This is a genomic window from Sphingomonas sp. PSPC2-2, from assembly GCF_049897725.1.
In the GTDB taxonomy this organism is placed as follows: domain Bacteria; phylum Pseudomonadota; class Alphaproteobacteria; order Sphingomonadales; family Sphingomonadaceae; genus Sphingomonas.
This window is the reverse complement of sequence record NZ_JAFCWU010000006.1, coordinates 77,646-104,250: the sequence shown is the minus strand read 5'-3', so window position 1 is coordinate 104,250 and position 26,605 is coordinate 77,646. Positions and strand designations below refer to the sequence as shown.

General features: G+C 65.0%; 28 protein-coding genes. 7 read left to right on the top strand and 21 right to left on the bottom strand.

The window, feature by feature from the left end; genetic code table 11:
* Nucleotides 1–6: 6 nt before the first annotated feature.
* The 9 genes from ACP7BY_RS12375 to ACP7BY_RS12335 form a co-directional block, all read right to left on the bottom strand.
* Nucleotides 7–2,937, bottom strand: coding sequence for a 2-oxoglutarate dehydrogenase E1 component (locus ACP7BY_RS12375; RefSeq protein WP_137902876.1), 2,931 nt, complete (start codon nucleotides 2,935–2,937; stop codon nucleotides 7–9).
* 152 nt (nucleotides 2,938–3,089) lie between these two features.
* A complete protein-coding gene (gene sucD / locus ACP7BY_RS12370) occupies nucleotides 3,090–3,974 on the bottom strand; it encodes a succinate--CoA ligase subunit alpha (protein ID WP_033966213.1) in 885 nt (294 codons plus the stop codon).
* A gap of 62 nt (nucleotides 3,975–4,036) precedes the next feature.
* Nucleotides 4,037–4,333, bottom strand: coding sequence for a GIY-YIG nuclease family protein (locus ACP7BY_RS12365; protein WP_033966214.1), 297 nt, complete (start codon nucleotides 4,331–4,333; stop codon nucleotides 4,037–4,039).
* 53 nt (nucleotides 4,334–4,386) lie between these two features.
* Entirely contained in the window at nucleotides 4,387–5,349 is a 963-nt protein-coding gene (gene mdh / locus ACP7BY_RS12360; RefSeq protein WP_137902841.1) for a malate dehydrogenase, read from the bottom strand.
* Nucleotides 5,350–5,500: 151 nt separating this feature from the next.
* The gene (locus ACP7BY_RS12355) at nucleotides 5,501–5,800 is read right to left on the bottom strand and encodes a hypothetical protein (protein WP_052192463.1); all 300 of its coding nucleotides are present in this window, start codon (nucleotides 5,798–5,800) and stop codon (nucleotides 5,501–5,503) included.
* A gap of 10 nt (nucleotides 5,801–5,810) precedes the next feature.
* Nucleotides 5,811–6,137: a YbjQ family protein gene (locus ACP7BY_RS12350; protein WP_033966215.1), complete on the bottom strand. Its 327-nt coding sequence runs from the start codon at nucleotides 6,135–6,137 to the stop codon at nucleotides 5,811–5,813.
* A 60-nt stretch (nucleotides 6,138–6,197) separates the two neighbouring features.
* Nucleotides 6,198–7,307, bottom strand: coding sequence for a cell division protein ZapE (gene zapE / locus ACP7BY_RS12345; RefSeq protein WP_033966216.1), 1,110 nt, complete (start codon nucleotides 7,305–7,307; stop codon nucleotides 6,198–6,200).
* Between the two features lie 46 nt (nucleotides 7,308–7,353).
* A complete protein-coding gene (locus ACP7BY_RS12340) occupies nucleotides 7,354–7,815 on the bottom strand; it encodes a PaaI family thioesterase (RefSeq protein ID WP_033966217.1) in 462 nt (153 codons plus the stop codon).
* A 117-nt stretch (nucleotides 7,816–7,932) separates the two neighbouring features.
* Nucleotides 7,933–8,718 carry a succinate dehydrogenase iron-sulfur subunit gene (locus tag ACP7BY_RS12335; RefSeq protein ID WP_033966218.1) on the bottom strand — a complete coding sequence of 262 codons (786 nt, stop codon included), beginning with the start codon at nucleotides 8,716–8,718 and terminating at the stop codon, nucleotides 7,933–7,935.
* 266 nt (nucleotides 8,719–8,984) lie between these two features.
* Between ACP7BY_RS12335 and ACP7BY_RS12330 the strand changes: the two genes are divergently transcribed.
* Nucleotides 8,985–9,728 carry an SDR family NAD(P)-dependent oxidoreductase gene (locus tag ACP7BY_RS12330; protein ID WP_033966219.1) on the top strand — a complete coding sequence of 248 codons (744 nt, stop codon included), beginning with the start codon at nucleotides 8,985–8,987 and terminating at the stop codon, nucleotides 9,726–9,728.
* A 57-nt stretch (nucleotides 9,729–9,785) separates the two neighbouring features.
* On the opposite strand, the gene ACP7BY_RS12325 is transcribed toward ACP7BY_RS12330, so the two are convergent.
* The 4 genes from ACP7BY_RS12325 to sdhC all read right to left on the bottom strand — a co-directional run bounded on the left by ACP7BY_RS12325 (nucleotide 9,786) and on the right by sdhC (nucleotide 13,042).
* Nucleotides 9,786–10,346, bottom strand: a complete 561-nt coding sequence (locus ACP7BY_RS12325) for an ATP-dependent Clp protease proteolytic subunit (RefSeq protein ID WP_033966220.1) — start codon at nucleotides 10,344–10,346, stop codon at nucleotides 9,786–9,788.
* A 90-nt stretch (nucleotides 10,347–10,436) separates the two neighbouring features.
* A complete protein-coding gene (gene sdhA, locus ACP7BY_RS12320; RefSeq protein WP_033966221.1) occupies nucleotides 10,437–12,239 on the bottom strand; it encodes a succinate dehydrogenase flavoprotein subunit in 1,803 nt (600 codons plus the stop codon).
* Nucleotides 12,232–12,630, bottom strand: coding sequence for a succinate dehydrogenase, hydrophobic membrane anchor protein (gene sdhD / locus ACP7BY_RS12315; RefSeq protein WP_033966222.1), 399 nt, complete (start codon nucleotides 12,628–12,630; stop codon nucleotides 12,232–12,234). The genes sdhA and sdhD overlap by 8 nt, the downstream gene beginning before the upstream one ends.
* Nucleotide 12,631: 1 nt before the next feature.
* Nucleotides 12,632–13,042, bottom strand: a complete 411-nt coding sequence (gene sdhC / locus ACP7BY_RS12310; RefSeq protein WP_081988796.1) for a succinate dehydrogenase, cytochrome b556 subunit — start codon at nucleotides 13,040–13,042, stop codon at nucleotides 12,632–12,634.
* A 317-nt stretch (nucleotides 13,043–13,359) separates the two neighbouring features.
* On the opposite strand from sdhC, the gene ACP7BY_RS12305 reads away from it, so the two are divergent.
* From ACP7BY_RS12305 to ACP7BY_RS12295, 3 genes are all read left to right on the top strand, one after another.
* Nucleotides 13,360–14,703 (top strand): methyl-accepting chemotaxis protein, encoded by a 1,344-nt coding sequence (locus ACP7BY_RS12305; RefSeq protein WP_126848212.1) that lies wholly within the window; start codon nucleotides 13,360–13,362, stop codon nucleotides 14,701–14,703.
* A 19-nt stretch (nucleotides 14,704–14,722) separates the two neighbouring features.
* Nucleotides 14,723–16,102 (top strand): methyl-accepting chemotaxis protein, encoded by a 1,380-nt coding sequence (locus ACP7BY_RS12300; protein ID WP_033966224.1) that lies wholly within the window; start codon nucleotides 14,723–14,725, stop codon nucleotides 16,100–16,102.
* A gap of 61 nt (nucleotides 16,103–16,163) precedes the next feature.
* Nucleotides 16,164–16,862: an SDR family NAD(P)-dependent oxidoreductase gene (locus ACP7BY_RS12295; RefSeq protein WP_033966238.1), complete on the top strand. Its 699-nt coding sequence runs from the start codon at nucleotides 16,164–16,166 to the stop codon at nucleotides 16,860–16,862.
* 1 nt (nucleotide 16,863) lies between these two features.
* Here the strand turns inward: ACP7BY_RS12295 and ACP7BY_RS12290 are convergent, their stop codons facing one another.
* The 5 genes from ACP7BY_RS12290 to ACP7BY_RS12270 are packed head-to-tail and all read right to left on the bottom strand — an operon-like array spanning nucleotide 16,864 to nucleotide 22,075.
* Entirely contained in the window at nucleotides 16,864–17,439 is a 576-nt protein-coding gene (locus ACP7BY_RS12290) for a nucleotidyltransferase family protein (RefSeq protein WP_033966225.1), read from the bottom strand.
* Nucleotides 17,440–17,443: 4 nt separating this feature from the next.
* Nucleotides 17,444–18,364 (bottom strand): XdhC family protein, encoded by a 921-nt coding sequence (locus ACP7BY_RS12285; RefSeq protein ID WP_033966240.1) that lies wholly within the window; start codon nucleotides 18,362–18,364, stop codon nucleotides 17,444–17,446.
* A 35-nt stretch (nucleotides 18,365–18,399) separates the two neighbouring features.
* Nucleotides 18,400–20,607: a xanthine dehydrogenase family protein molybdopterin-binding subunit gene (locus ACP7BY_RS12280; protein ID WP_033966242.1), complete on the bottom strand. Its 2,208-nt coding sequence runs from the start codon at nucleotides 20,605–20,607 to the stop codon at nucleotides 18,400–18,402.
* Complete coding sequence (locus tag ACP7BY_RS12275; RefSeq protein ID WP_137902840.1) at nucleotides 20,604–21,578, bottom strand: FAD binding domain-containing protein; 975 nt, start codon at nucleotides 21,576–21,578, stop codon at nucleotides 20,604–20,606. The genes ACP7BY_RS12280 and ACP7BY_RS12275 overlap by 4 nt, the downstream gene beginning before the upstream one ends.
* Nucleotides 21,575–22,075 carry a 2Fe-2S iron-sulfur cluster-binding protein gene (locus ACP7BY_RS12270; protein ID WP_137902839.1) on the bottom strand — a complete coding sequence of 167 codons (501 nt, stop codon included), beginning with the start codon at nucleotides 22,073–22,075 and terminating at the stop codon, nucleotides 21,575–21,577. Before ACP7BY_RS12270 ends, ACP7BY_RS12275 begins: the two co-directional genes overlap by 4 nt.
* Nucleotides 22,076–22,186: 111 nt before the next feature.
* On the opposite strand from ACP7BY_RS12270, the gene ACP7BY_RS12265 reads away from it, so the two are divergent.
* Both ACP7BY_RS12265 and ACP7BY_RS12260 read left to right on the top strand, forming a co-directional pair.
* Nucleotides 22,187–23,236 (top strand): glycerophosphodiester phosphodiesterase, encoded by a 1,050-nt coding sequence (locus ACP7BY_RS12265; RefSeq protein ID WP_081988798.1) that lies wholly within the window; start codon nucleotides 22,187–22,189, stop codon nucleotides 23,234–23,236.
* A complete protein-coding gene (locus ACP7BY_RS12260) occupies nucleotides 23,236–23,514 on the top strand; it encodes a hypothetical protein (protein ID WP_033966226.1) in 279 nt (92 codons plus the stop codon). Before ACP7BY_RS12265 ends, ACP7BY_RS12260 begins: the two co-directional genes overlap by 1 nt.
* Before the next feature lie 23 nt (nucleotides 23,515–23,537).
* Here the strand turns inward: ACP7BY_RS12260 and ACP7BY_RS12255 are convergent, their stop codons facing one another.
* A complete protein-coding gene (locus ACP7BY_RS12255) occupies nucleotides 23,538–24,230 on the bottom strand; it encodes an alpha/beta fold hydrolase (RefSeq protein ID WP_033966246.1) in 693 nt (230 codons plus the stop codon).
* A gap of 87 nt (nucleotides 24,231–24,317) precedes the next feature.
* On the opposite strand from ACP7BY_RS12255, the gene phhA reads away from it, so the two are divergent.
* On the top strand, nucleotides 24,318–25,184 hold the full coding sequence (gene phhA, locus ACP7BY_RS12250; protein ID WP_033966227.1) for a phenylalanine 4-monooxygenase: 867 nt from the start codon (nucleotides 24,318–24,320) through the stop codon (nucleotides 25,182–25,184).
* Here the strand turns inward: phhA and ACP7BY_RS12245 are convergent.
* Complete coding sequence (locus ACP7BY_RS12245; RefSeq protein ID WP_033966228.1) at nucleotides 25,181–25,915, bottom strand: UTRA domain-containing protein; 735 nt, start codon at nucleotides 25,913–25,915, stop codon at nucleotides 25,181–25,183. The two genes, phhA and ACP7BY_RS12245, sit on opposite strands and share 4 nt — an antisense overlap.
* A gap of 28 nt (nucleotides 25,916–25,943) precedes the next feature.
* Entirely contained in the window at nucleotides 25,944–26,501 is a 558-nt protein-coding gene (locus ACP7BY_RS12240) for an HD domain-containing protein (RefSeq protein WP_081988801.1), read from the bottom strand.
* Between the last annotated feature and the right edge of the window lie 104 nt (nucleotides 26,502–26,605).

Sequence of the window (26,605 nt, the reverse complement as noted above, 5' to 3'; positions counted from 1 at the left end):
CCGTCGTTAAACCTTGCGCGTCCGCCGAATTTCCTCGCGGACGCTATGCCCCAGCGCATCGGCAACCAGCGCTGCCTGCTCCATCTGGTGCCGCTTCATCAGCCCGGTGGCGGGCGATGCCGAAGCCGCCCGCCCGGCATAGCGCGCGCGTGTCGAGCGCACGCCCGCTTCGACCAGACACTCCTCGATGAACGGATCGACGAAGCTCCACGCGCCGTTATTCTTTGGCTCTTCCTGCGCCCAGACGACCGTCTCGAGATTGGGCATCTTCTTCAGACGCTCGACCAGCGGCTCGCCGGGGAAGGGATAAAGCTGTTCGAGGCGGACAATCGCGGTGTTGGTATCGCCAGCCGCATCGCGCGCTTCGATCAGGTCATAAGCGACCTTGCCGGTGCACAGGACGAGGCGTTTCACATCGACATCCGCCGGAGCGGAAGGGTCACTAAGGATGCGCATGAAATGGCTGTCGCCGAGGAAATCCTCGGTCTGCGACACCGCTAGCTTATGGCGCAGCAGCGACTTGGGCGTGAAGATCACCAGCGGCTTGCGGAACGAACGGTGCATTTGCCGCCGCAGCAAGTGGAAATAATTGGCGGGCGTGGTGCAGTTGGCGACCTGCATGTTATCCTGCGCGCACAATTGCAGGAAGCGCTCGACGCGCGCCGAGCTATGCTCGGGCCCCTGCCCTTCATACCCATGCGGCAGCAACATCACCAGGCCGTTGGCGCGCAGCCACTTGGCCTCGCCGCTGGCGATGAACTGATCGATCATGATCTGCGCGCCGTTCATGAAGTCGCCGAACTGCGCCTCCCACATCACCAGCGTCTTGGGGTCGGCCAGCGCATAGCCATATTCGAAGCCGAGCACGCCATATTCGCTAAGCGGGGAGTCGAGCACTTCGAAGCGGCCATGCGGGATCGTCTCGAGCGGGCGGTACTTATGCTCGTCGGTCTGGTCGACCCACACTGCATGGCGCTGCGAGAAGGTGCCGCGGCCCGAATCCTGGCCCGACAGGCGCACGCCATAGCCTTCCGACAGCAGCGACCCGAAGGCCAGCGCCTCGCCCGTCGCCCAGTCGAAATTCTTGCCCGACTTGAACATCTCGCGCTTGGCGTCGAGCACGCGGTTGAGCGTCTTGTGGACGGTCAGCCCCTCGGGGATCGTGGTCAGCGTGCGACCAAGCGAATCGAACAATTTCTGCTCGATGCCGGTGTTGACGTTGCGGCGTGCGGTCTCGGCGTCTGCGGGTGCGTGCAGCCCCGACCAGCGCCCGGCAAACCAGTCGGCCTTGTTGGGCTTGTAGCTCGCCCCTGCCTCGAACTCGCCCTCGAGCAGCGTGGTGAACTGTTGGATATTGTCGTCGATCCAGGCGCGGTCGATCACCTTCTGCGCGATCAGCTTCTGGCCGTAGATTTCGCTGACCGGGGGATGATCCTTGATCGCCTTGTACATCAGCGGCTGGGTGAAGCCGGGCTCGTCACCTTCGTTATGCCCGAAGCGGCGATAGCACCACATGTCGATCACGATGTCGCGGTGGAAGCGCTGACGGAACTCGATCGCCATCTTGGTGGCGAAGGTCACCGCCTCGGGATCATCACCGTTGACGTGGAAGATCGGGGCCTGCACGCCCTTGGCGACATCGCTCGGATAGGGCGAGCTGCGCGCATATTGCGGGCTGGTGGTAAAGCCGATCTGATTGTTGATGACGAAGTGGATGCAACCGCCGGTATTGTACCCGCGGATTCCGGAGAAACCGAGGCACTCCCACACGATGCCTTGCCCGGCAAACGCCGCGTCGCCGTGAATCAGCACGGGGAGCGACGCCTTGTGCTCGGTCAGATCGTTGGCGATCGTCTGGATCGCGCGGGTCTTGCCCAGTACGACCGGGTCTTCCGCCTCGAGGTGCGAGGGGTTGGCGACCAGCGACATATGCACGCTGATCCCGTCAAATTCACGATCGGTCGAGGTGCCGAGGTGGTATTTCACGTCGCCAGACCCGGCGACGTCATCGGGATTGTCCGACCCGCCGCCAAATTCGTGGAAGATGATGCGGAACGGCTTGGCCATCACGTTGGTGAGCACGTTCAGGCGACCGCGATGCGCCATGCCGAACACGATTTCGCGCACGCCGAACTGGCCGCCATATTTGATGACCGATTCGAGTGCCGGGATCATGCTCTCGCCACCGTCGAGGCCGAAGCGCTTGGTCCCCACGTACTTCTTACCGCAGAAGCGTTCCCACTGCTCGGCCTCGATCACCTTGTTGAGGATCGCCTTCTTGCCGAGATCGGAGAACTCGATCGCTTTATCCTTGCCCTCCATGCGCTCCTGCAGGAAGCGGCGCTCCTCGACATCGGCGATGTGCATATATTCGAGGCCGACATTGCCACAGTAATTGGCGCGCAGGATGTCGACGAGTTCGCGCACCGTCGTCCATTGCAGCCCCATCGTGCCGCCGAGATAGACAGGCCGATCGATATCGGCGTCGGAAAAGCCGTGATATTCGGTCTTCAGGTCATCGGGCATCTCGCGCTTGGACAGGCCAAGCGGATCGAGGTTGGCCGCCAGATGGCCGCGCACGCGGTAGGTGCGGATGAGGAGCATCGCGCGGATCGAATCGCTCGCCGCGCGCAGGATGGCGTCCTGCGACGGGGCGGCGGGTGCTGCGGCAGCGGCAGGCTTGCCCTTGGACGGCTTGGGCGCGGGCTCCATCTGGGTTGGATCGAGCGCGGAGGTCAGGTCGTCGGTGGACGAGAGCGGCCAATTGGCCTGCTGCCACGACGCGCTGCCCGAAGCGCCTTCCAGCCCTTCGAACCACGATCGCCAGGACGGCTCGACACTGTCGGGCGACGCCTTGAAGCGCGCATACAGCGATTCGATAAAAGCGGGGCTTACGCTGCCCGCCACATCCGCGAAATCCTGGCCTTCGAAGCCCATAATCTTCACCTCTGCTTTCCCTCTCCCACCGGGAGAGGGAGGGGCCCGCCCGCGAAAGCGGGTGGGAGGGTGAGGGTGACATCGGGCACTGTGCCCGTCACCCTCATCCGGCCCTGACGGGCCACCTTCTCCCACCGGGAGAAGGTTCTTGTTTAACCGTTCAACACCGCCAACAAGGTGGTGCCGAGCTCGCTGGGCGAGTCCGCGACACGGATCCCGGCGGCTTCCATCGCCGCGATCTTGTCTTCGGCACCACCCTGCCCGCCACTTACTATAGCACCGGCATGGCCCATGCGACGGCCCGGAGGTGCCGTGCGGCCCGCGATGAAACCTGCCATCGGCTTTTTGCGGCCGCGCTTGGCCTCGTCGATCAGGAACTGCGCCGCCTCTTCTTCAGCCGAGCCGCCGATTTCGCCGATCATGATGATCGACTTGGTCGCCTCATCGGCGAGGAACAGCTCGAGCACGTCGATGAAGTTGGTGCCGTTGACCGGATCGCCACCGATGCCGACCGCGGTCGTCTGACCGAGACCTGCATTCGACGTCTGGAACACCGCTTCATAGGTAAGCGTGCCCGAACGGCTGACAACCCCGACCGAACCCTGCCGGAAAATGCTGCCGGGCATGATGCCGATCTTGCACTCGCCAGGCGTCAGCACGCCCGGGCAGTTCGGGCCGATCAACCGCGACTTGGAGCCCGACAGCGCGCGCTTGACCTTGACCATGTCGAGCACGGGAATGCCCTCGGTGATCGTCACGATCAGCGGCACCTGCGCATCGATCGCTTCGAGGATCGAGTCGGCTGCGAAGGGCGGTGGAACGTAGATTACCGATGCGGTCGCGCCGGTCTTGGCGACCGCCTCGGCCACGGTGTCATACACCGGCAGATCGAGGTGCGTCGTGCCGCCCTTACCCGGGGTAACGCCGCCCACCATCTGCGTGCCATATTCCAGCGCCGCCTTGGTGTGGAAGCTGCCGGTCTCCCCGGTCATGCCCTGGGTGATGACCTTGGTATTCTTGTCGACGAGGATGCTCATAAGGGTCCTGCTCTTCGTTCAATTCCACCCCGGCGAACGCCGGGGCCCAGTTGCGATTCGGCTCATGGCTGCGCGATCCGGTCGTAGAGATCTTCCCAATCCGGGTTGAGCCCTTCGATCTCATCGACTTTCCAGCGCCGCCTCCATTCCTTCATCTGCAGCTCGCGCTGCCTTGCATCTTCCCAGTCGGCTCGGGCTTCGTACCAAACCAGCAGCTTGCACCCGTATCGCTTCGTGAACCCTTCAACGAGTCCGTTGCGATGCTCCCAGGCGCGCTTGGCCAGATTTACCGTCGAACCCAGATAAATCGTGCCGTTGCGCTGACTGGCCATGATGTAGACATAAGCGTGTCCGTTCATCGCCAGCGTTCCACAACTGGGCCCCGGCGTTCGCCGGGGTGGTACTTACTCCCTTAGTTCAAGCTCGAATCGATCGCCTTGCAGGCAACCAGCAGCTCCTTGACCGCATCGACCGACACGGCAAGGTTCGCCTTGGCTTCGTCGTCGAGTTCGATCTCGACCACCTGCTCGACGCCGCCTGCACCGATCACCACCGGCACGCCGACATAGAGATTGTCGATGCCATATTGGCCGGTCAGGTGCGCCGCTGCCGGCAGCACGCGCTTCTGGTCATAGAGATAGGCTTCCGCCATCGCGATGCCGCTGGTGGCAGGCGCATAATAAGCCGAACCGGTCTTGAGCAGCGCAACGATCTCGCCGCCGCCGCCCCGCGTACGCTTGACGATCGCGTCGATCTTTTCCTGAGTCGAACGGCCCATCTTGATGAGGTCGGGAACCGGGATACCCGACACCGCCGAATATTGGATCACGGGGACCATGGTGTCGCCGTGGCCGCCGAGCACGAAGCTGGTCACGTCCTTGACCGAAACATCGAACTCCTCGGCGAGGAAGTGGCTGAAGCGCGCCGAATCGAGCACGCCGGCCATGCCGACGACCTTGTTGTGCGGCAGACCCGAAAATTCGCGCAGCGCCCACACCATCGCATCGAGCGGGTTGGTGATGCAGATGACGAACGCGTCAGGCGCGTTGGCGGCGATGCCCTCGCCGACGGCCTTCATCACCTTGAGGTTGATGCCGAGCAGATCGTCGCGGCTCATGCCGGGCTTACGCGCGACACCGGCGGTGACGATGATGACGTCCGCGCCCGCGATGTCCTTGTAATCATTGGTGCCGGTGATCTTGGCATCGAAGCCCTCGACCGGCGAGCACTGGCTGAGATCGAGCGCCTTGCCCTGCGGTACGCCTTCGACCACGTCGAACAGAACGACATCGCCCAGGCCCTTCAGTGCTGCGAGATGGGCGAGCGTGCCGCCGATGTTGCCGGCGCCGATCAGCGCGATCTTCTTGCGAGCCATCGAATGTCCTTCTTCGCTGTGGCCGCGTGCGGCCGACCTGTCTCGGCCGCGTTCGGCCTGAACGCGCGCGGCTTAGGCCGGTTTTCCCTGCGGGGCAACCCGAAAGAGAACGCCTTTGTCAAGGCTTATTGCACATGGTTCGCAAGTGCAATTATTTGACATCCGGGTGCTCCATTGCCACGTACCGCCGCTCGCCAGTCTTCGCATCAAACCATACCGACACCGGCTTGCCCGACGCATCGTCGATGAAACGCTCCGACGTCTCGCGCCAGTCAGGCCCCTGGGGCGCGCGCTGCACCGCGCCGTAGCGCACGCGCTCAAACGCAATGCCACCCGCCAGCAGCCCGGCCGCGACGACCGTCGGCCACGTTCCCGGATCCAGCACCACGCCAATCAGCGCGGCCGTCAAAAACAGCGCGGCGGCGACCAGCACGAAGGTACGCAGCATCATCGCCGGGGCTTCATTCGGGCGCGGGATCGAGCAGCACGGCGGTGCCGTACGCGACCACCTCGTTCATCGCCTGCGCGATCTCGCCCGAGTCGAAGCGCATCATCACCACCGCGTTCGCCCCCATCAGCGTGGCGTTGGCCACCATCCGGTCGATCGCGTGCCGCCGCGTATCCTCGACCAGCCTGGTATATTCGGGAATCTCGCCACCAACGATCGAGCGCAGGCTGGCGGTGATGTTGCCGCCAATCCCGCGACTGCGCACGACAACGCCAAACACCTGACCCAGCGTCGCGCGCACGGTGTGGCCGGGGACATTCTCGGTAGTGGTCACGAGCATGGCATGGCTCCCAAGGGCAGCAACTCCCTTAACGCGCCAACACGCCGCTGTTAAGCGGGTTCAGTCCGCGCCATGCCCCTGCGCCAGATAGGTTTCCGAACGCATCTCTTCCAGGCGGCTGATCGTACGGTCGAACTCGAAGCGGCCATCGCCCTTTTCGTAGAGCTGCGCCGGTTCGGCATCTGCGGCCGCCAGCAATTTGACCTTATGCTCATACAAAGCGTCGATCAGCGCCACGAACCGCGCCGCTTCATTGCGGTTTTCCGGCCCTAATTTGGGAATGCCGACCAGAATCACCGTATGAAAGCGCCGGGCGATCGCGATGTAATCGGCGGGCCCGCGCGCTTCCGCGCACAGTCGCTTGAAGCTGAACACCGCGACGCCTTTCAGCGCCTTGGGCACATGCAGCGTGCGGCCCTGCACGGTCAAATCCTCGGACGGCACGTGCGCGCGATCCTCGACCGGGAAATCGGTGAGGCGGAAAAAATCGCCCGAAAGGATGCGCGTCGCCTCCGGGCCGTTGGGCACCAGCCAGGTATCGACCTGACCCAAACGGTCGCGCCGATAATCGGTCGGGCCGTTGAGCGCGATCACGTCCAGCCGCGATTCGATCAAGGCGATGAAGGGCAGGAAATGCTCGCGGTTGAGGCCGTTCTTGTAGAGATCGATCGGCGGGCGGTTGGAAGTGGTCACCACCGTCACGCCTTCCTCGAGCAAGTGCGTGAACAGCCGCGACAGGATCATCGCATCGGGGCTGTTGGTCACCATCATCTCGTCAAAGGCGAGCAGCCGCGCTTCCTCGGCCAGCGCACGGGCAAGGCCCGGGATCGGATCGCCCTGCTCCTTGGCGCGTTCGATGGCGAGGCGCTGGTGCACCTCCAGCATGAATTCGGCAAAATGCACGCGCCGTTTCCGGCGGATATCGAGGCTGGTGTAGAACAAGTCCATCAGCATCGATTTGCCGCGCCCGACCCCGCCCCACAGATAAAGGCCACGGGGTGGCGCGGGCTTGCGGCCCAGCGCTCGCCACAAGGTGGAACCACGCTTGGGTGTTGCCTGCAGCGCCGTGGCGAGATCCGCCAGCCGCCGCGCCGCCGCCGCCTGTTCCGGATCGGGCTTGAGCTCGCCCGACGCGAGCAGCGCATCATAGCGCTTGAGGATGTCGGTCATCTGTCGCCGCTCGGCGCTTGAACGAAGCGGACGGACGCTCTGCGGCTCACTGATTGGCCCCCGGCGGCGTCGATTTGCGGAGCGTGCCCGTGAAACTGGCGATCGTCGGCGTGGCGTCCTGGACAATCAGCCCGCGCAGAAACAGCATGTTGCGCGTTTCCCGCAGCAATTCGACATGCGCCTCCAGCGGAACGCCGATCGCGCCGCCCCCGATGAGCTGCGCCGACAGATCGAGCGTCACCGCCCCGCCCGCCTGCAAGACACCGAAGCCGCGCGCCGCCGCGAACAGCGCGACATCCATGAAACCGAGCAAGGCCCCGCCATGCACATCGCCGCGCATATTGGAATGTTCGTGCCGCGGCAGCATCCGCACCCGCGCGATCGGGCCTTCGACCTTGACCAGCAACGGCTCGATAAAGCTGTTGAAGCGCGTCGGATCGCGAAACTGCCAGCGCTTCCATCCCGGCAGATCGGGATCGTCGTCATACGAAAAAGGAGCTTCAGTCAAAACGCGACGATCCCCGATAGCCTGCTCCCCGCGGGAGACGACAGCCCCCGCAGCGCGGATTAGGGTGACGCAGGCGACCGTCGGCCTCACCCCAACCCTTCCCTCCAGGAGAGGGCGTTATACGATCCGTTCGACTTCCAGCTTCTTGATCTCGGCAATCGCCTTGGCCGGATTCAGACCTTTGGGACAGACGTTCGCGCAATTCATGATCGTGTGGCAGCGATACAGGCGGAACGGATCCTCCAGATCGTCAAGCCGCTCGCCGGTCATCTCGTCGCGGCTGTCGGCGAGCCAGCGATAGGCCTGCAACAGGATCGCCGGGCCGAGGAACTTGTCCGAATTCCACCAATAGCTCGGGCACGACGTCGAACAGCACGCGCACAGGATGCACTCGTACAGGCCATCGAGCTTTTCGCGATCTTCCGGCGACTGCAGCCGCTCCTTGCCCGAGGGCGGCGGCGTGACGGTCTGCAGCCACGGCTTGATCGAGCTGTACTGCGCATAGAAATGCGTGAAATCGGGGACCAGGTCCTTGATCACTTCCATATGCGGCAACGGCGTGATGCGCACGTCGCCCTTCACGTCTTCGATCGCCTTGGTGCAGGCGAGCGTGTTGGTGCCGTCGATGTTCATCGCGCACGATCCGCAAATCCCCTCGCGGCACGAGCGGCGGAAGGTGAGCGAGCTGTCCTGCTCGGACTTCATCTTGATCAGCGCGTCGAGCACCATCGGCCCGCACGAATCGAGATCGACCTCGAACGTGTCGTAATGCGGGTTTTCGCCGGCATCGGGATCGTAGCGGTAGATTTTGAAATTCTTGGTCCGCGACGCCTCGGCAGCGGCTTTATGCACCTTGCCGGTCTTCTTGATCTTAGAATTGGCGGGAAGAGAGAATTCGGCCATCGCTTGCTCGCGCTTTCCATCCGTGGGGAGCGGTACACCGCCCTAGAGTCTTATAGGCCGTACACAAGCAGGGGCCCGCTCGCAAACCCCTATGGCGACGAATTGCTGCAACTGCGATTGTCCATGCCGGTGCCCCGACGCATCAATCTTTGACGATGCAAAGAATAAGTAGCGGCACGGCGCGTTGAACGCGCAGGGCGCAACGCCATTTGCGAGGCAGCGCCGAAGACCCTCCAGCGGGCGGGCCGCGCCAGGGAATTCGCATCATGACCAGCAGACTCGAGGGCAAGAAAGCAATCGTGACCGGCGGATCGCGCGGGATTGGCGCGGCGATCGCCCGTCGGCTCGCCGCCGATGGCGCCGACGTCGTCATCACCTTTGCCGGCAATCAGGACGCCGCCAACCAGACCGTCGGTGCGATCACCGCCGCCGGCCGGAAGGGCTATGCAATCCAGGCCGACAGTGCCGATCCCGTCGCCCAGCGCGCCGCCATCAAGGAGGCGATCGAAAAGCTCGGCGGGCTCGACATCCTTGTCCACAATGCCGGAATCGCCGACTTCGCCTCGATCGAAACCGATCCGGCCGACTCGTTCCGGCTCCAGTTCGGTGTCAATGTCGACGGCGTGTTCGCCGGCACCGCAGCGGCAGTGCCGCTGATCGCCGATGGTGGACGGATCATCGTGATCGGCAGCATCAACGCGCACACCATGCCGATCGCAGGCGGCGCCATTTACGGCGCGACCAAGGCGGCGGTGGCCGGGCTGGTGCGCGGCTGGGCGCGTGACCTGGGATCACGCGGCATTCTGGTCAACGTCATCCAGCCGGGCCCGATCGACACCGACCTCAATCCCGCCGATGGCGAAATCGCCAAGCTGCTCACCCCCGGCATCGCGCTCGGCCGCTATGGCAAAGCGGACGAGGTGGCAGCGCTTGCCGCTTTCCTCGCCAGCGACGAAGCGTCGTACATCACCGGCGCGGCGATCGACATCGACGGCGGCTTCTCGCTGTAAGCGAAGGGCGGTGCCGGAAATTCCGGCACCGCCCGCCAGCGCCGCCGCGATACGCGGTTAAATCACGTCGAGCACCAGCCCCAGCGCGCGGGCTTCCTCGGCCTCAATGTACCAGTTGGACGGAGCCTTTTCGCGCAGTTCCTCGAAATCGACTCGGCTGCCCATCACGATGTCGCGAAAGCCTTCCTCCTCGATCAGGATCGAATGCTCGACTTCGTGCAAAGCCGCCTTGATTGAGGCGACGACCATGCGCAGCGGGCCGTTGAGGTTGAGCGTCTTGGTGATCGTGCGCTCATGGATCATCAGCCGCGTGTGCCGCGTGAGGAAGCGGCGATCGACCGGGAAGGCCGCCATGAACGTGGCACCTGCCGAATAGACCGCGACCTTGCCCAGGAACAGAATCTCGCGCCCGTCATGATCCTCGAGCAAACGGATATCGTCGGCCATCGTCCGCGCGACCTCGGGGTCGCCACCCAGCGTCGTTAGGGCGATGACGAGCGTGCCCTCGCCCGGGCATTGCTCGAGCTGCTGGCGGAAGCTTGAATACATCATCTGGTCGACCGGCCCCGACAAGCGAATGTGCGGGTTGGCGAGCAGGGGATAGCGGGGCTGGGACATGAGCGCGCAAACCTCCGACGCGCGCGAGAGTTCCGGCGCGATTGGCAAGATCCCGGCCCTCCCTTGCAGAGGGAGGGCCGGGACGCGCGATCAGTATACGCGCTTCTTGGGCTTGATGTATTCGACGTCGTCGGTGAGCGTGTAGTCGTGCACCGGGCGGAAGCCGAGATCGACCGTGCCGTCCTTGCCGCCCCAACCGGTGAAGGTCGCGGTGGTGTGCTTCATCCAATTGACGTCGTCGCGATCGGGATGATCCTCGTTGACGTGCGCGCCGCGGCTTTCCTTGCGGTTGGCCGCCGAGTTCATCGTCACCACCGCTTGCGCCAGCAGATTGTCGAGTTCGAGCGTCTCGACGAGATCGGTGTTCCAGATCAGCGAGCGATCCTGCACATCGACATCGGCCAGGCGGCTATAGGTCGCACCAATCTTCTCGACGCCTTCGCTGAGCAGCGCATTGTCGCGGAATACCGCGCAATTCTTCTGCATCGTGCGCTGCATCTCCAGCCGGATCGCCGCGGTCGGCGAGCCGCCCTTAGCATTGCGGAAATGGTCGAGACGGCCGAGCGCCAGCTCTTCCGAGCCCTTTGGCAGCGGCCCGTGCGGCGTGTTGGGCTTGAGCGTCTCCTTCAGGCGCAGCCCGGTCGCGCGGCCGAACACCACGAGATCGATCAGGCTGTTGGAGCCAAGACGGTTCGCGCCATGCACCGAGACGCACGCCGCCTCGCCCACGGCGAACAGGCCCGGCACGACGCTGTCGGGGTTGCCGTCCTTCAACTGCACGACTTCGCCGTGGAAGTTACACGGGATGCCGCCCATATTGTAATGCACCGTCGGCGTGACCGGCAGCGGCTGGCGCGTCAGATCGACACCGGCGAAGATCTTGCCGGTCTCGGTGATGCCGGGCAGCCGCTCGTGCAGCACCTTGGGGTCGATATGGTCGAGGTGAAGGAAGATATGATCCTTCTCCTTGCCGACGCCGCGCCCCTCGCGCATTTCCATCGCCATCGAGCGCGACACGACGTCGCGGCTGGCGAGATCCTTGGCACTCGGCGCGTAGCGCTCCATGAAGCGCTCGCCCTCGGAGTTGGTCAGGTAACCACCCTCGCCGCGCGCGCCTTCGGTGATGAGCACGCCCGCGCCGTAAATGCCGGTCGGGTGGAACTGGACGAATTCCATGTCCTGCAACGGCAGCCCGGCGCGCAGCACCATCCCGCCGCCGTCGCCGGTGCAGGTATGGGCGGACGTCGCCGAGAAATAGGTACGGCCATAGCCGCCCGTCGCCAGCACGACCGCATGGCTGCGGAAACGGTGGATCGAGCCGTCATCCATGCACAACGCGATCACGCCACGGCACACGCCGTTTTCCATGATCAGGTCGAGCGCGAAATATTCGATGTAGAAGTCTGCGTCATACTTCAGGCTCTGCTGATACAGAGCGTGGAGCATCGCGTGGCCGGTACGGTCGGCCGCGGCGCAGGTGCGCTGCGCGGGTGGGCCTTCGCCCATATTCTGCATCATGCCGCCGAACGGACGCTGATAGATCTTGCCTTCGTTGGTGCGGCTGAACGGCACACCGGCATGTTCCAGCTCATACACCGCCTGCGGTGCCTCGCGGACCATATATTCGATCGCGTCCTGGTCGCCGAGCCAGTCGGACCCCTTGACGGTGTCGTACATGTGCCAGGTCCAGTGGTCCGGGCCCATATTGCCGAGGCTGGCGGCGATGCCGCCCTGTGCGGCCACGGTGTGGCTGCGCGTCGGGAACACCTTGGTGATGCACGCGGTCTTCAGCCCGGCTTCGGCGCTGCCCATCGTCGCGCGCAGGCCCGAGCCCCCGGCACCCACGACAACCGTGTCATAGGTATGGTCGATGATCTTATATGCCTCAGGCATGCGGCGCTCCGGTGGTGGCGGTGAAGGCGACCTTGAGGATCGCGAAAAGGGCGATGGCGGCGGTGCCGAAAGTGAAGAAGTTGAGGATCAGCAGCCACGCGACGCGTGCTGCGCCGTGGACATAATCCTCGATCAGCACCTGCAGGCCGAGTCGGAAATGGTAGAAGACCGACACGATCAGCAAGCCCATCGGGATCGCCGCCCAGGGCGATTGCAGCCAGCCGCGCGCGGTGTCGTAATCATAAGCAGGCATCCGCGCGATCGCGACGAAGAACCAGACCATCAGGAACAGGTTTGCCGCTGCGGTGACACGCTGCGCCCACCAGTGATGCGCGCCTTCCTTGGCGCTGCCGAGGCCGCGCACGCGGCCGAGTTCGGTTCCATTGCCCATCTTATTTCACCATCAGCAAATAGGCCCAGAAGGCCACGGTCGCGAGGACCGAAAATACCATCGTCGCGATCGACCCGACGCGATTGCCCTTCAGTTCATAACCGGCCCCGGTATCCAGCACGAAATGGCGGATGCCGGTGGCGAGATGCTGAAAAAAGCACAGCGTCAAGCCGATGCCAAACAGATAGCCGAGCGCCCCGCCCAGCCATTCGCCAAACACGAAGGTGAAGGTCGCATAGCTCTTGGCACCACCGGCCAGCGCCGCGAGCCACCACACCAGCACCACGGTGCCGACCGTCGCCATGCCATCGCCGGTGATGCGGTGAACGATCGAGACGATCATGTGCGGACCCGGTTTCCAGATCGACAGATGCGGGCTGAGCGGGCGGGCGCGGGGAGCAGAGCTGGCCAAGGCGGAACGTCCTCGTCGATTGATGGGTCGAAATGTGCGGTCTGATACAGGTGTGCTCTCTTAGACACCGAAGCGCGCGATGCAAGGTTTGTAGGCTGCTTGTGCGCATGCAATCGCTACATGCGCCCCCGGGCACTGGTGGCGAACATGCCGACATCGCCCGCAGCGCGGTTGGCCAGAGCGAATCGAAGGGGCGATCGTCGCAGGGCGGCAACCGCGCTTACCGCGCATTAACCAAATCGCGCTACGCCATGTGTCGGACCGTCCGCTTCATCGGTCATGCCAGACACGGAGTTTTCGCCTTGACCGTCAATGAATTGCCCAATCCCGGCACGGTTGCTGCGACGATCGACATCCGGGCGCGGCTGCGCGCGTTCGATTCCGACAATTCGCTGGAGAGTGCGGCACGCGACGTGTGGACGATCCTGGAGCCCGATGCCGCAGACATCGCGCTGGCGTTCTGGGCCCAGTGGCGGCGCGCGAGTCCCGGCGCGCAAAGCTGGCAACCGCATGAAGAAACCAAGATGGTCGAACTTGGCGTCACCTATCTGCGCCACCGTTTCTGCGACGTGTCCGGGCGCCTGTGGGTCGAGTCGATGGAGCGCTCGGTCGCCTCGGGCTACAAGGCGGGGGTCTCGACCATGGCTTTGCTGTCGATGACCTGCGCCAGCGATCGAGCCGCTCTGGAAATTCTGTTCAAGCGCGTGAAATCGGACGACCCGCGCTTGCCGACGTTCATTGATACGGTGATGCGCCTGACCGGCCTCGAAGCCGAGATCACCGTCGAAATCTACAACGCATTCCGCGCTCACACCGCGCGCGGCGAACGCGACCGGCTGGCGATCGACTTCCGCGAAGGAATCGCTGCCACAGTCGAACAGGCGACCCAGGAATCGGAAGTGCTGCGCGGCCAATCGGTCAAAACCTCCACCTCGGCGCGCGGAATGCTGGGCAAGACCAGCGAAGTCGCCGCAGCAGCCGAGCAATCGGCGATGGCGATGCGCGAAGCAGCGCAAACCGCCGCCGGGCTTATCCGCGCGATCGAGGACGCGCGCACCGAAGTCGAAGCCGCCGCCGAAATCGCGACGCGCGCCTCGTCCCAGGCTGGTGCTGCGGTCGGCATGTCGGAGACGCTCAGCGACCACGCCAAGTCGATCGAATCGATCCTCGGTCTCATCCGCGACATTGCCGGGCAGACCAATCTGCTCGCGCTCAACGCCACGATCGAGGCCGCCCGCGCGGGCGATGCCGGGCGCGGCTTTGCCGTGGTTGCGCAGGAAGTGAAGAGCCTCGCCAACCAGACCGCACGCGCGACCGACGACATCGCCGCCAAGATCGCCGCGATCCAGTCCGCCACGCGCTCGACGGTCGAGACCAACGCCTCGATCAAGGCGACCGTTTCGGAAGTGCAGGAAAGCGCCAACCGCATCCGCTATGCGATGGAAGCGCAGGCGCAGACCGTCACCGCGATCACCGCCGCCGTCGATGAAACCGCGCTGGCCGCGGATTCGATGTCCAACACCATCACCGCGATCCGCGAGGACACCGAAAGCGTTGCCTCCGAGATCGACCGCGTCGGGCGCGGTTTCGACTCGCTCGATACGAAACTTGGCATGCTCAAGAACAGCGCGAGCGAATTCGTCGCGAAAGTCGCTGCATGAGCCCTGGAGAGGATCTGACATGGCTGGAAGCGGGACGCCCGAGGGCGCGACCGCCGGCGGGTGGAGTGGCGTAAGCCGCACTGCCGCCGCGCGCGTCGCGGACTATGATTGGGATGGCAGTGTCGCCGCCGCCTCCGCCGAAATTGCGGACGCCATCGTCGGCCATGAAGGCGAAATCGCGCGCGCTTTCTGGGAGTATTATCTCTCGCTGCCGCAAACGGCGCATATCCGGGGGTTCTTCACGCCCGACTATCTGTCCGCGCGCGTGGCGCACAGCGCAAAATATACCCGCGCCAAATATGCCGCGCCGCTGGACGACGATTGGATGCGCATGGCGATCCGCCACGCCACCGATTCGCAAAAGGCCAATATTCCGTTGCCAGCGCTGCTGACCTCGTTGAGCTTCGCGCATAGCCGTACGCTCGAACGGATCGAGGCGAAGCTCGGGATGGGGTCCCCCCGGCTGCGGGTGCTGGCGGATTGCGTGCAGCGACTTGGGCTGGTTGAGGCCGACGTCATGGCATCGCATCTCGGCGCACGCGATGCCGAGCGGGCCCGCGACGAGCGCCGCACGCGGTCAAGCGCGTTCAGCGCGACCATCGCCGGATCGATCGAGGGCACCGCCGCGCTCGGCAATCGCATCCGCATTCAGGCGCAGGGCGCTGCGCGATCGGCGCGCGGGATGCTGGGCAAGACCAGCGAAGTCGCGGCTGCGGCCGAGCAATCGGCGATGGCGATGCGCGAAGCCGCACAGACCGCCGCCGGGCTGATCCGCGCGATCGAGGATGCGCGCACCGAGGTCGAAGCCGCCGCCGAAATCGCGACCCGCGCCTCGACTCAGGCGGGGGCTGCGGTCGGCATGTCGGAGACGCTCAGCGACCATGCCAAGTCGATCGAATCGATCCTCGGGCTCATTCGCGACATTGCCGGGCAGACCAACCTCCTCGCGCTCAACGCCACGATCGAGGCCGCGCGCGCTGGCGATGCCGGGCGCGGCTTTGCCGTCGTTGCGCAGGAAGTGAAGAGCCTCGCCAGCCAGACCGCCCGCGCCACCGACGACATCGCCGCCAAGATCGCCGCGATCCAGTCGGCCACGCGCTCGACCGTCGCGACCAACGCCTCGATCAAATCGACCGTGGCCGAGGTGCAGGAAAGCGCCAACCGCATCCGCTACGCGATGGAGGCACAGGCGCAGACCGTCACCGCGATCACCGCCGCCGTCGACGAAACCGCGCTCGCCGCCGATTCGATGTCTAACACGATCACCGCGATCCGCGAGGACACCGAAAGCGTTGCGGGGGAAATCGAAACGCTCGAACACGATTTCGGCGAGGTCGATGATCGTCTTGGGGGCCTGAAGCGCGCCGCTGATACCTTCTCGGCCAGCGTCGCGGCCTGACCGCGCGCCATCACGAGCGAGCGATATGGCGGCGACCGCGATCGCCCGCTACACCGGGCGCATGACCCATATTCTCCTCACCGGTTCCTCGCGCGGTATCGGTGCCGCGACGCTGACGGCGCTACAGGCGGCTGGTGCCACCGTCATCGGACAGGGGACCGCAAGCGGCATCCCGGCCGACTTTGCCGATCCGGCGGCACCGCGCGCGCTGTGGGACGCGGCGCTCGCCGCGCATGGCGGGCGGATCGACGTGCTGATCAACAATGCCGGGGTGTTCGAAGCCAATCCGATCACGCGCGACGATGCCGCCTGGGTTGCGGAATGGGAGCGCACAATGCGCATCAACCTGACCGCCGCCGCGGAATTGTGCCGCCTCGCGGTGCTGCACTGGCAGGACCGTGGGACCGGTGGGCGGATCGTCAACATCGCCAGCCGCGCCGCCTATCGCGGCGATTCGCCGCAGCATTGGCATTATGCCGCGTCCAAAGCGGGCATGGTCGCGATGACCAAGAGCATCGCGCGCGGCTATGCCAAGGACGGCATTCTTGCCTTTGCGGTCTGTCCCGGCTTCACCATGACCGGCATGGCCGAAGAGTATCTGGAGAGTCGCGGCGGGGACAAATTGCTCGCCGACATTCCGCTCGGCCGCGTGGCTAGCCCCGAGGAAGTCGCCGAGGTCGCCCGCTTCCTCGCACTCGATGCGCCGCCATCGATGACGGGCGCAGTGCTCGACGTGAACGGCGCGAGCTACGTGCGCTAAGTCAACGCAACGCGCGCAAGCGTTCGAGATCCTCGGGCCGGTCGATATCGAGCAATTCGGCCTCGGGCGCGATCACATGCCGCCCGGCCCGCACCATTGCGCGACCGCCTTCATCGCCGCTCAGCGTCATCAGCGCATCGAACTGATCGACCCCGAACAATGCGGGCGGGCTGCTGTGAACCCCGTTACTCGACGCGACCACCGCATCCGGGCCGCTCGCCGCCTCGAGCAAGCGGTGGATGTGCGTCGCGGTCACGCGCGGCATATCGGCCAGAGCGATCACCACCGCTGCGCAGCCAATCTCGCGCGCCGCCGCGACGCCGAGCTTGACCGATCCCGACATGCCGTCATCGGGATTGTGATTGTGGAGCACGGCATAGCCCCGGCTGGCGAAATCGAGCTCGGTGCCCGAACATACCACGAAGCGCGCCTTGAACGGCACGTCCTCCAGCGCAGTGACGACATGATAGGCCAGCGGCTTGCCGAGAAAGGGTTCCTGCAATTTGTCCGCGTCACCGAACCGGCGCGATCGCCCGGCCGCGAGCAGGATCAGCACGCACTCTTCGACCGCGATCATCGCTTCAGTCCTTCCGGTTGAACGCTCCTACCATGGCCGCCGCGATCGACAGCGCGATTTCGGCGGGGCCGATCGCGCCGATATCGAGCCCGACCGGCGCATCGATGCGATCGATGTCCGTGTCTGCAACGCCCGCCGCCGCCAAACGCTCCCGCCGTGCGGCATGGCTGCGGCGCGAACCGAGCGCGCCGACATAGGCGGTGGGCCGCGCAAGTGCTGCAACCAGCGCCGGATCGTCGATCTTGGTGTCGTGGCTGAGCGTGACCACCGCGCTTGCCGGACCCGGGTCGAGCGCTTCGATCGCCTCGTCGGGCCAGCGATCGTCGAGCGTGACGCCGGGGAAACGCTCCTCGGTCAGGAAGCGCGCACGCGGATCGATGATCGTCACCTGGATGCCCAATTGCCGCGCGAGACCAGCCAGCGCCTGCGCGATCTGCACCGCACCGACGATGAACAGCCGCCGCGGCGGATCATAGCGATTGACGAACGCCGCGCCCTCCAGCGGGCGCAGCGAACTTTGCCCGCTGGCAAGATCGGTCGACACCGCCAACGCCTCGCCGCTCGCCTGCGCCTCGGCAATGCGGTCGAACAGTTCGGGGTCGAAGCCTTCGGCCGATACCGGCTGCACCAGCACGGAAATCTCGCCGCCGCACGGCAGGCCGACTTCCCAGGCGGCGGCATCGGCCACGCCATAGTTTTTGAGCTGGAACGGCGCGCCCGCAATCACCTCGGCGGCGGTCGCCAAGATGTCGCTCTCGACACAGCCGCCCGACACCGAGCCTTCAAACCGCCCGTCGGCATGGACGATCATATGGCTGCCACGCGGGCGCGGGGCCGATCCCCAGGTCGATACCACCGTGGCGAGCGCGAGCGGCGCGCCCTTCCACTGCGCGGCGGCGTTCAGCACGGAATCGTTATCGGCCATCATCTTCTCCTGATCCTCCCCGTTCCGGGGAGGAGTCACATTTCCGGCAAACCGGACACTATCTTGTCGAGCGTCAGCGGAAAGTCGCGTACGCGCACGCCGCAGGCATTGTAGATCGCGTTGGTCACCGCCGCGCCCGCGCCGGAAATCGACAATTCGCCCAATCCCTTCACCCCGATCGGATTGGCATGGGTGTCGATCTCTTCGAGGAACAGCACGTCGAGCGGCGGCACGTCGGCATGGCTCGGCACATGATATTCGCCCAGGTCATGGTTGACGAACTGGCCGTGGCGCTGGTCGAGCACCGCTTCCTCCATCAGCGCATAGCCAATGCCCCAGATCATCCCGCCAATCGCCTGGCTGCGCGCCAGCTTCGCGTTGAGGATTCGCCCGGCCTCGAACACGCCAAGCATGCGCCGCACGCGCACTTCGCCCGTCACGGCATTCACCGCAACTTCGGCGAATTGCGCACCGTGCGCCGCCTGGCTGAAGGTGCGGGCATTGGAGCCTTGCGAAATCTTGCCCATCGCCACCAGCGGCGCGTCACCAACCAGTTCGGCGAGCGGCACGCGCCGGTTGCCGGCGACCGCATGACCGTCCTTCAACGTCATGTCCTGCGCCTTGGCCCCCATCCGCTCGGCCAGCGTCGCGACGATGTCCTCGCACGCCAGCGCGACCGAGGACCCCGCGCTCGCCGCACCGAACGACCCGCCCGAGCCCGCGCCCGGCGGCAAATCGGTATCGCCCAGGATCACGTCGATCTGCTCCATCGGCAGCCCCAGCGCCTCGCCCGCAATCTGCGCGAGGATCGTGTAGCTGCCAGTGCCGATATCGGTCATGTCGGTTTCGATCCGCGCGCGGCCATCGGGCGACAGCGTCACGCGCGCTTCCGAATCGACCAGCAGGTTGATCCGCACCGCTGCCGACACGCCCATGCCGATCAGCCATTCACCTTCGCGCACCTGCCCCGGTTGCGCCGAACGCTTGGCCCAGCCAAAGGCCTCCGCCCCGCGATCAAGACAAGCGACCAGCCCGCGCGTCGAAAAGGGCGCACCCGTCATCGGATCGACCTTCGGCTCGTTCAGCTTGCGAAAGTCGATCGGATCGCGGCCCAGCGCCTCGGCCATCTCGTCCATCGCGCTTTCCAGAGCGAGCGTGCCGACCGCCTCGCCCGGCGCGCGCACCGCGCCCGCCATCACCATGTCGAGCGTGACCACCTTGTGGCTGAAATGCCGGACCGGTGCCTCGTAAAGCGAGATCGACCCCAAAGCGACCGGCTCCATGAAACCGCCATCGGGACCTTGGCTAATGACACTGTCATGCCCGACCGCCAGCAGCTTGCCCTCTTCGGTCGCGGCGAGGCGGATGCGCTGATGGGTGTCGGTGCGGCGATACACGTTGTGGAACAATTGGCGGCGCGCCATCGCGATCTTGACCGGACGCCCGAGCTTCTGCGCGGCGATTGCCGCCAGCACCGCATCCGGCCCCAGCATCTTTCCGCCGAAGCCACCGCCAATATAGGGTGACAGGATTCGCACCTTTTCGTCGGCAACGCCCAGCGACTTGGCCAGCACTTGCCGCGCGACCTTGAGGATCTGCAGACTGGAATGCAGCGTCAGCGAATCGCCATTCCAGATCGCAACCGAGGCGTGCGGCTCCATCGCGGCATGGACGTGGTTGGGCGTGGTATAGATTTGGTCGATCGTCACCGCCGCCTGCGCCATGGCGGCTTCGATATCGCCCTTGGCAATGTCCTGCAGCCGCGAATCCTTGGGCGGGCCGCTCGCTTTGTCGATATCGGCCATCGTGTCGAAATGGCCGGGTTCGATGGCGACATGCACGCGCACCGCCTTCGCCGCCGCGCGCGCCGCCTCGAAACTGGTCGCCACCGCAACGCCGACGACCTGATCCCAATGGTCGATCTCGTCGTTCCCTGTATGAGCCGGGCCGAACGCCGCCGCCTGGCGCGGGATGCGCGGATCATCGACGATGATGTCGAGCACATCGGGTAGCGCGCGCGCGGCATCGGTATCGATGCCCGTCACCTTACCCTTGGCGGCGGGCGCTGTGATCAGATAGCCGTACGCCACCTCGCCTTCGACCAGATGCTCATAACCATAATGTGCCGCGCCGCTGACCTTGAGCGCGCCTTCGCTGCGGTCAAGCGCGGCACCGAGCACGCCTTGCACGCCGCGATCCATTGCGAGGCCGGGATGATCGGCATCCATCGTAAAGTCGCTCATGCACCTGCTCCTGTCAGCGTGCGCAGCGTCGCGATCAGCGTCCGGCGCGCGAGCGGTATCTTGAAATCGTTCGCGCCGTGGCCCCTGGCGTCGGCCAGCAGCGCATCCGCCGCAGCCGCAAACACGGCGTCACTCGGCGCTTGCCCGACCAGCGCGGCCTCGACCGCCGAGTCGCGCCACGGCATCGGCGCAAGCCCGCCAAACGCCAGCGCGGCGGAGGCGATCTTCCCGTCCACAACCGCAACCACCCCCGCCACCGACACCAAGGCAAAGGCATAAGACGCGCGGTCGCGCACCTTGCGATAGGCCTGCGCACCGGCAGGCGGCACGGGCAGTTCGACATGGGTGATGAGTTCGCCCGGCCGGAGCACCGTCTCGATTTCGGGCGTATCCCCCGGCAAGCGATAGAAATCGCCGATCGCGATCCGGCGCTTGTCACCGTCAGAGGTGAGCGTGACGATCGTCGCATCCAGCGCGCGCAAGGCCACCGCCATGTCGCTGGGGTTGGTGGCGATGCACTGCTCGCTGGTCCCGAGAATCGCGAGATTGCGGTTGAACCCGTCCATCGCCGAACAGCCCGCGCCGGGGTCGCGCTTGTTGCACGCCATCGCGGTATCATAGAAATACGGGCAACGCGTGCGCTGGAGCAGATTGCCGCCGGTCGTGGCCTTGTTGCGCAATTGCCCGGAGGCTCCAGCGAGCAAAGCGCGGCTCAGCACCGGATAATCGGCGATCACCTGCATGTTCGCAGCAAGGTCGCTATTGGGCACCAACGCCCCGATCGTCAGCCCGCCATCGCCGCGCCGCTCGACCCGTGCGAGATCGAGCCGGCTGATGTCGACCAGTTTCTCCGGCGTTTCGATCTGCAGCTTCATCAGATCGAGCAAATTGGTGCCGCCCGCAATGAAGCGGCCACCGGCGGCGACCGCAGCTTCGGGGCTCTCGGCGCGGCTGTAGGTGAAGGTCTTCATGCGCGCTCCGCCCCCGCGACTTCGGCAATGGCATCGACGATATTGGGATAGGCCGAACAGCGACACAGATTGCCGCTCATCCGCTCCGAAATCTCAGCCCCGTCGAGCGTGACCGTTTCCAGATCGGCACTGACATGGCTCGGCCAGCCCTTGGCCATCTCATCGAGCATCCCGACCGCCGAACAAATCTGCCCCGGCGTGCAATAGCCGCATTGATAACCGTCATGTTTGATGAAGGCGGCCTGCAGCGGATGCAGGTCCTCTGCGCTGCCAAGTCCTTCTATCGTCAGAATGTCATCATCCTGATGCATCACCGCCAAAGTGAGACATGCATTGATCCGTCGGCCGTTGACCAGCACCGTGCACGCACCGCACTGGCCATGGTCGCAGCCCTTCTTCGTTCCCGTCAGCCCGAGATGTTCGCGTAGCACATCGAGCAGTGAGGCACGGATATCGGGCTCGACCGTATGGGTCGCGCCATTGATGGTGAAATGCATTGAGGCTCGCCTCCCGTTGAGCTTGGGGTAACGATTATGAACGCTTTGGTTTCCGTATATCGGCGCACGCCCGCCCTTCTTAAAGGGATCGCGCGCACGCGAATAGCCGGTATGGCGGCGCTGCTGCTGGCATCGGGCGGCGCAATGGCGCAGACTGTGCCGGTGAAGCCGCTTTCCTCCCCTATCGTCATCGCGCATCGCGGCGCGAGCGGGCTGCGTCCCGAACATACCATCGCCTCCTATACGCTGGCGATCGAACAAGGTGCCGATTTCATCGAGCCCGATCTGGTGCTGACCAAGGACGACGTGTTCGTCGCGCGCCATGAAAACGACATTACCGGCACCACCGATGTCGCCAAGCATCCCGAATTCGCCGCACGCCGCACCACCAAGGTGATCGACGGCGAAACCCACATCGGCTGGTTTACCGAGGATTTCACGCTCGCCGAGTTGAAGACGCTGCGCGCGATCGAGCGGTTGCCCAAGGTTCGCCCCGACAACGCCAAATATGACGGCCAGTTCGACGTGCCGACGCTGGCGGAGGTGATCGCGCTCGCCAAGAAACATTCGGTCGGTGGCCGCGTCGTCGGCATCTATCCCGAGACCAAGCATCCGACCTATTTCGCCAGCATCGGCCATCCGATGGAGGCCCGCCTCGTCGCGCAGTTGAACGCGGCGGGCTGGTCCAAGCCGAGCGACCCGGTGTTCATCCAGTCGTTCGAGGTCAACAACCTCAAGCAATTGCACAGCATGACCGGCCTGCGCCTGATCCAGTTGATTGACGCCACCGGCGCCCCCGCCGACAACGCCGCACCGAGCTACGCCGCGATGGCGACACCCGAAGGGCTCAAGGCCGTCGCGGCTTATGCGTACGGGATCGGCCCCAATAAGGACATGATCCAGCGCGGCGATGCCGCCCCGTCCACGCTGGTGGCGGACGCCCATGCCGTCGGGCTGCGGCTCCATCCCTGGACCTTCCGCGCGGAAAACATGTTCCTGCCGCCATCGCTGCGTATCGGCACCGACCCCGTCGCGCGCGGTAAGCTGGCCGAGGAAATCACGCGCTTCCTCAATCTCGGCATCGATGGTTTCTTCACAGACTTCGCGTATATCGGCGTGGACGCGCGCAATGCTCGGCGTGCCAAGGCGAAAGGCCAGTAATGCGCAAATCCGTGATCGCTGTCGCCGCCCTGCTCCCGCTGCTTGGCGGCGGTTGCCTAGCCAAGACGGTGGTCAATGTCGCCACCCTGCCCGTGCGCGCGACCAGCAAGGCGGTCGACTGGACGACGACGAGTCAGTCCGAAGCCGATCGCAATTACGGCCGCAAGATGCGCAAGCAGGAAGCGCGCGAAGGACGGGATCTGAAACGGCAATATAAGGAATGTCGCGCGCAAAATCGCGACGATTGCGATCAATACCGGCCCCACGCCGAACGCTAAACCGGCACATGGCGGCGGGTGCGTTAGGTCGCCCCGCCGCCCAGCACGCGCGCCACCGCCAGCATCACCGCCGGGCGCACCTGCACCCCGACATGGCTGCTCCGTACTTCGATCGCGCGGCTGGCGGCATCATGGCAGATCATGCCGTTGACCAGCCCGTCGCTGCGGCTCCAGATCGCGGTGCTCGGCACCGGCAACGGCTCCGCCACCAGTGCGCTTTGCGCGCGGACATGCGGGGCATCGACGCGCTCCCCGGTCAACAACTCGAACGCGCGCCACACGTTGGTGGCACGCGGGTCGCCGGCGAAGGGCGAACTGATCGTCACCACCTCGCGCACCATGCCGGGCAGACGGTGTGCCGCGAAGCGCGCCATGATCCCGCCCAGGCTGACCCCGATCAGCGTCACCGGTGCGCCCGTTTCGTCATACATCGCACGGATCCGTGCCAACAGCCGCTCGCCCTCCGGCCCGATCGTGCGCGCGCCGAGATTGCGCCCGAGCCCCCAGCCTTCGGCGCGATAGCCAAGCCTACGCAGATAGCGCCGCAGGAACACCCCCGAAGCATCGCTGTTGAACAGCCCCGGCAGCAGCATCACCGCTCGCCCGTCACCACGCGGAGCCTGCGCCAGCATCGTGCGCGCGCCCGCAAGCGAGGCAAGGCCCCAGGCACCCCGCGGCACCTCCAGCGCCCATAACAGCTTCGATGGTGGCTTCATCGCCGATTCCGGTCGCACAGCGCGCTGAAAAGTCGTTTCATCTGCAACCCGTTTCCTGCCCTGCTATGGCTGTGCTACCCTGAAGTCATGACCGAAGAAACGCATGTTCTCGACCGCCCACCAGCCAACGCGGCGGATGATTGGACGATCCCGCAAGACTGGGCGCACTTCACCCAGGAGGAGCACCGCGTGTGGGATACGTTGTTCGCGCGCCAGGCCAAATTACTGCCGGGCCGCGCCTCCGACGCCTATTTACGAGGGCTGGATGTACTGAAGCTGTCCAAACCCGGCATTCCCGATTTCGAGGAGCTATCGGAGCGGCTGATGAAGCTCACCGGCTGGCAAGTCGTGGCGGTGCCGGGGCTGGTGCCCGACGACGTGTTTTTCGATCACATGGCCAATCGTCGCTTCGTCGCGGGCAATTTCATCCGCCGCCCCGACCAGCTCGATTATCTGCAGGAACCCGATGTGTTCCACGACGTGTTCGGCCATGTGCCGATGCTCGCCGACCCGGTCTTTGCCGATTATCTCGCGGCTTATGGGCGCGGCGGGCAGCGCGCGCAGGGCCTGGATGCGCTCAAATATCTCGGGCGGCTTTACTGGTATACGGTCGAATTCGGCCTGATCGCCGAGCCCGAGGGTTTGCGCATCTATGGCGCGGGCATCGTCTCCAGCTTTGCCGAAAGCCGCTTTGCGCTCGACGATGCCAGCCCCAACCGCATCGCCTTCGATCTCAAGCGCGTGATGCGCACCGACTACCGGATTGACGATTTCCAGCAGAATTATTTCGTGATCCCGAGCTTCGACGAACTGCTGCGCGTGACGGTCGAGACCGATTTCGCGCCGCTTTACGAGGCGCTGGCCGGTACACCGGACATACCCGTGGCCACGCTTTTGCCGGAGGATCGCGTCCTCACCCACGGAACCCAGGCCTATGCGCTCGCCAAGCGCTAATCGCGCGTGCGCACCTCGACCAGGACGCGGATTGCCTCGTGCCGCCAATATTCGTGGTCATATTCCACGATGCGATCCGCCGCATCGTAACTGCGGCGCACCACCAGCAGCCCCGGCGTGCCCGACGCGACGCCCAGCGCCTGCGCGATGTCCTTGATCAGCGCGCACGGTCGCATCTCGACATGGTTGCGCACCACCCGCACGCCATACCGCCCGGTCAGCACCGCCGTTAGCGACCCATCCAGATCGTGATCGATCAGGCCGGGCGCGATCGCAGGATCGACCAGGATCCGCTCGATCAGTACCGGCCGCCCGTCGATCGCGCGGCGGCGGGCGAGCGCGTACAGCGGCGCGCCAACCGCGCAGCCGAACACCGCCGCATCCACCGCCGCTGCCGCCACCGTATGCTTGTGCAGCGTTTCGGTCGTCGGCACGCGGCCTTGCTCGGCGACATAGGTCATGAAGCCCGCCCAGCGCGTCGGGTCATAGACCACAGGCGGCGGCGAGACATACCAGCCGCTGCGGTCGCGACGATAGATCAGCCCCTCCGCCTCCAGTTGGAACAGCGCTTCACGCACGGTGCCGCGCGCCGCGCCCGACCCAAGCTGAAGCCGCCGCTCGGACGGCAACCGCGCGCCCGCTCCCAGCGCGCCGCAGGCGATCTCCTCGACCAGACGATCGCGTAGCGCGAGATAATGCGGACCTGACCCCGCTTCTGCTGCCTTCTGCATAGGCCCGATCATGGCCGAAGCCGGAGGATCACGCCAGCGGACGCACCGCAAGCCGTTCGAGCAGCGGACGATAGCTGGCGAGATCGGGCACCTGCCAATCGGGCTGCTTGCCGATATCATCATAGCGGCGCAGCGCCACCGCATCGGCGAAATACGGTTCCTGTTCAAACGCCGCGATGCCCGCCGCATCGAACGCCCCGCCTTGCAAGCGCAGACTGAGTGCCGACGCAGCGCTCAAGCCCGCCTCATAGCTGGGCTCGACCGCGCAGAGATAGCGCTTGGCGGCGACGTGCAGGCGCACCGGCTCATACACTGCGGGCGGAAAGGCCGTGGCGAGCAGCGCCGCACCCAACTCCTCGTGCCGCGCGTCCGCGCCGTGCAGATCGGCAGCGAGCCCGGCCCCGTCAACGAACTGACCAATGTCATGGAGCAGCGCCGCCGCGATCAGCGTGTCCGACGCGCCATCCTCGCGCGCGGCCTGCGCCGCTTGCAGCACGTGCTGCAGCTGATCGACCTCCTCGCCATAGCGATCGTCGCCATACTCGGCGAACAGCGCGTAAATCTGGTCGATAAGGGCGGCGGGCATGGGCATTTTCCTTTGCAGAAGCGGCGATCCGAAGCGCGACTGTCGCACGATTGTCGTTTAACTGGACTATACCAGATTTATGACCTGGTGGCGACATTCGCCCC

Bases quoted from the DNA above. Each gene is read 5' to 3' on its own strand.
- ACP7BY_RS12375 (WP_137902876.1), bottom strand. From the start codon at position 2,937: ATGGGCTTCGAAGGCCAGGATTTCGCGGATGTGGCGGGCAGCGTAAGC.
- sucD (WP_033966213.1), bottom strand. From the start codon at position 3,974: ATGAGCATCCTCGTCGACAAGAATACCAAGGTCATCACCCAGGGCATG.
- ACP7BY_RS12365 (WP_033966214.1), bottom strand. From the start codon at position 4,333: ATGAACGGACACGCTTATGTCTACATCATGGCCAGTCAGCGCAACGGC.
- mdh (WP_137902841.1), bottom strand. From the start codon at position 5,349: ATGGCTCGCAAGAAGATCGCGCTGATCGGCGCCGGCAACATCGGCGGC.
- ACP7BY_RS12355 (WP_052192463.1), bottom strand. From the start codon at position 5,800: ATGATGCTGCGTACCTTCGTGCTGGTCGCCGCCGCGCTGTTTTTGACG.
- ACP7BY_RS12350 (WP_033966215.1), bottom strand. From the start codon at position 6,137: ATGCTCGTGACCACTACCGAGAATGTCCCCGGCCACACCGTGCGCGCG.
- zapE (WP_033966216.1), bottom strand. From the start codon at position 7,307: ATGACCGACATCCTCAAGCGCTATGATGCGCTGCTCGCGTCGGGCGAG.
- ACP7BY_RS12335 (WP_033966218.1), bottom strand. From the start codon at position 8,718: ATGGCCGAATTCTCTCTTCCCGCCAATTCTAAGATCAAGAAGACCGGC.
- ACP7BY_RS12330 (WP_033966219.1), top strand. From the start codon at position 8,985: ATGACCAGCAGACTCGAGGGCAAGAAAGCAATCGTGACCGGCGGATCG.
- ACP7BY_RS12325 (WP_033966220.1), bottom strand. From the start codon at position 10,346: ATGTCCCAGCCCCGCTATCCCCTGCTCGCCAACCCGCACATTCGCTTG.
- sdhA (WP_033966221.1), bottom strand. From the start codon at position 12,239: ATGCCTGAGGCATATAAGATCATCGACCATACCTATGACACGGTTGTC.
- sdhD (WP_033966222.1), bottom strand. From the start codon at position 12,630: ATGGGCAATGGAACCGAACTCGGCCGCGTGCGCGGCCTCGGCAGCGCC.
- ACP7BY_RS12300 (WP_033966224.1), top strand. From the start codon at position 14,723: ATGGCTGGAAGCGGGACGCCCGAGGGCGCGACCGCCGGCGGGTGGAGT.
- ACP7BY_RS12295 (WP_033966238.1), top strand. From the start codon at position 16,164: ATGACCCATATTCTCCTCACCGGTTCCTCGCGCGGTATCGGTGCCGCG.
- ACP7BY_RS12290 (WP_033966225.1), bottom strand. From the start codon at position 17,439: ATGATCGCGGTCGAAGAGTGCGTGCTGATCCTGCTCGCGGCCGGGCGA.
- ACP7BY_RS12285 (WP_033966240.1), bottom strand. From the start codon at position 18,364: ATGGCCGATAACGATTCCGTGCTGAACGCCGCCGCGCAGTGGAAGGGC.
- ACP7BY_RS12280 (WP_033966242.1), bottom strand. From the start codon at position 20,607: ATGAGCGACTTTACGATGGATGCCGATCATCCCGGCCTCGCAATGGAT.
- ACP7BY_RS12275 (WP_137902840.1), bottom strand. From the start codon at position 21,578: ATGAAGACCTTCACCTACAGCCGCGCCGAGAGCCCCGAAGCTGCGGTC.
- ACP7BY_RS12270 (WP_137902839.1), bottom strand. From the start codon at position 22,075: ATGCATTTCACCATCAATGGCGCGACCCATACGGTCGAGCCCGATATC.
- ACP7BY_RS12265 (WP_081988798.1), top strand. From the start codon at position 22,187: ATGGCGGCGCTGCTGCTGGCATCGGGCGGCGCAATGGCGCAGACTGTG.
- ACP7BY_RS12260 (WP_033966226.1), top strand. From the start codon at position 23,236: ATGCGCAAATCCGTGATCGCTGTCGCCGCCCTGCTCCCGCTGCTTGGC.
- ACP7BY_RS12255 (WP_033966246.1), bottom strand. From the start codon at position 24,230: ATGAAGCCACCATCGAAGCTGTTATGGGCGCTGGAGGTGCCGCGGGGT.
- phhA (WP_033966227.1), top strand. From the start codon at position 24,318: ATGACCGAAGAAACGCATGTTCTCGACCGCCCACCAGCCAACGCGGCG.
- ACP7BY_RS12245 (WP_033966228.1), bottom strand. From the start codon at position 25,915: ATGCAGAAGGCAGCAGAAGCGGGGTCAGGTCCGCATTATCTCGCGCTA.
- ACP7BY_RS12240 (WP_081988801.1), bottom strand. From the start codon at position 26,501: ATGCCCGCCGCCCTTATCGACCAGATTTACGCGCTGTTCGCCGAGTAT.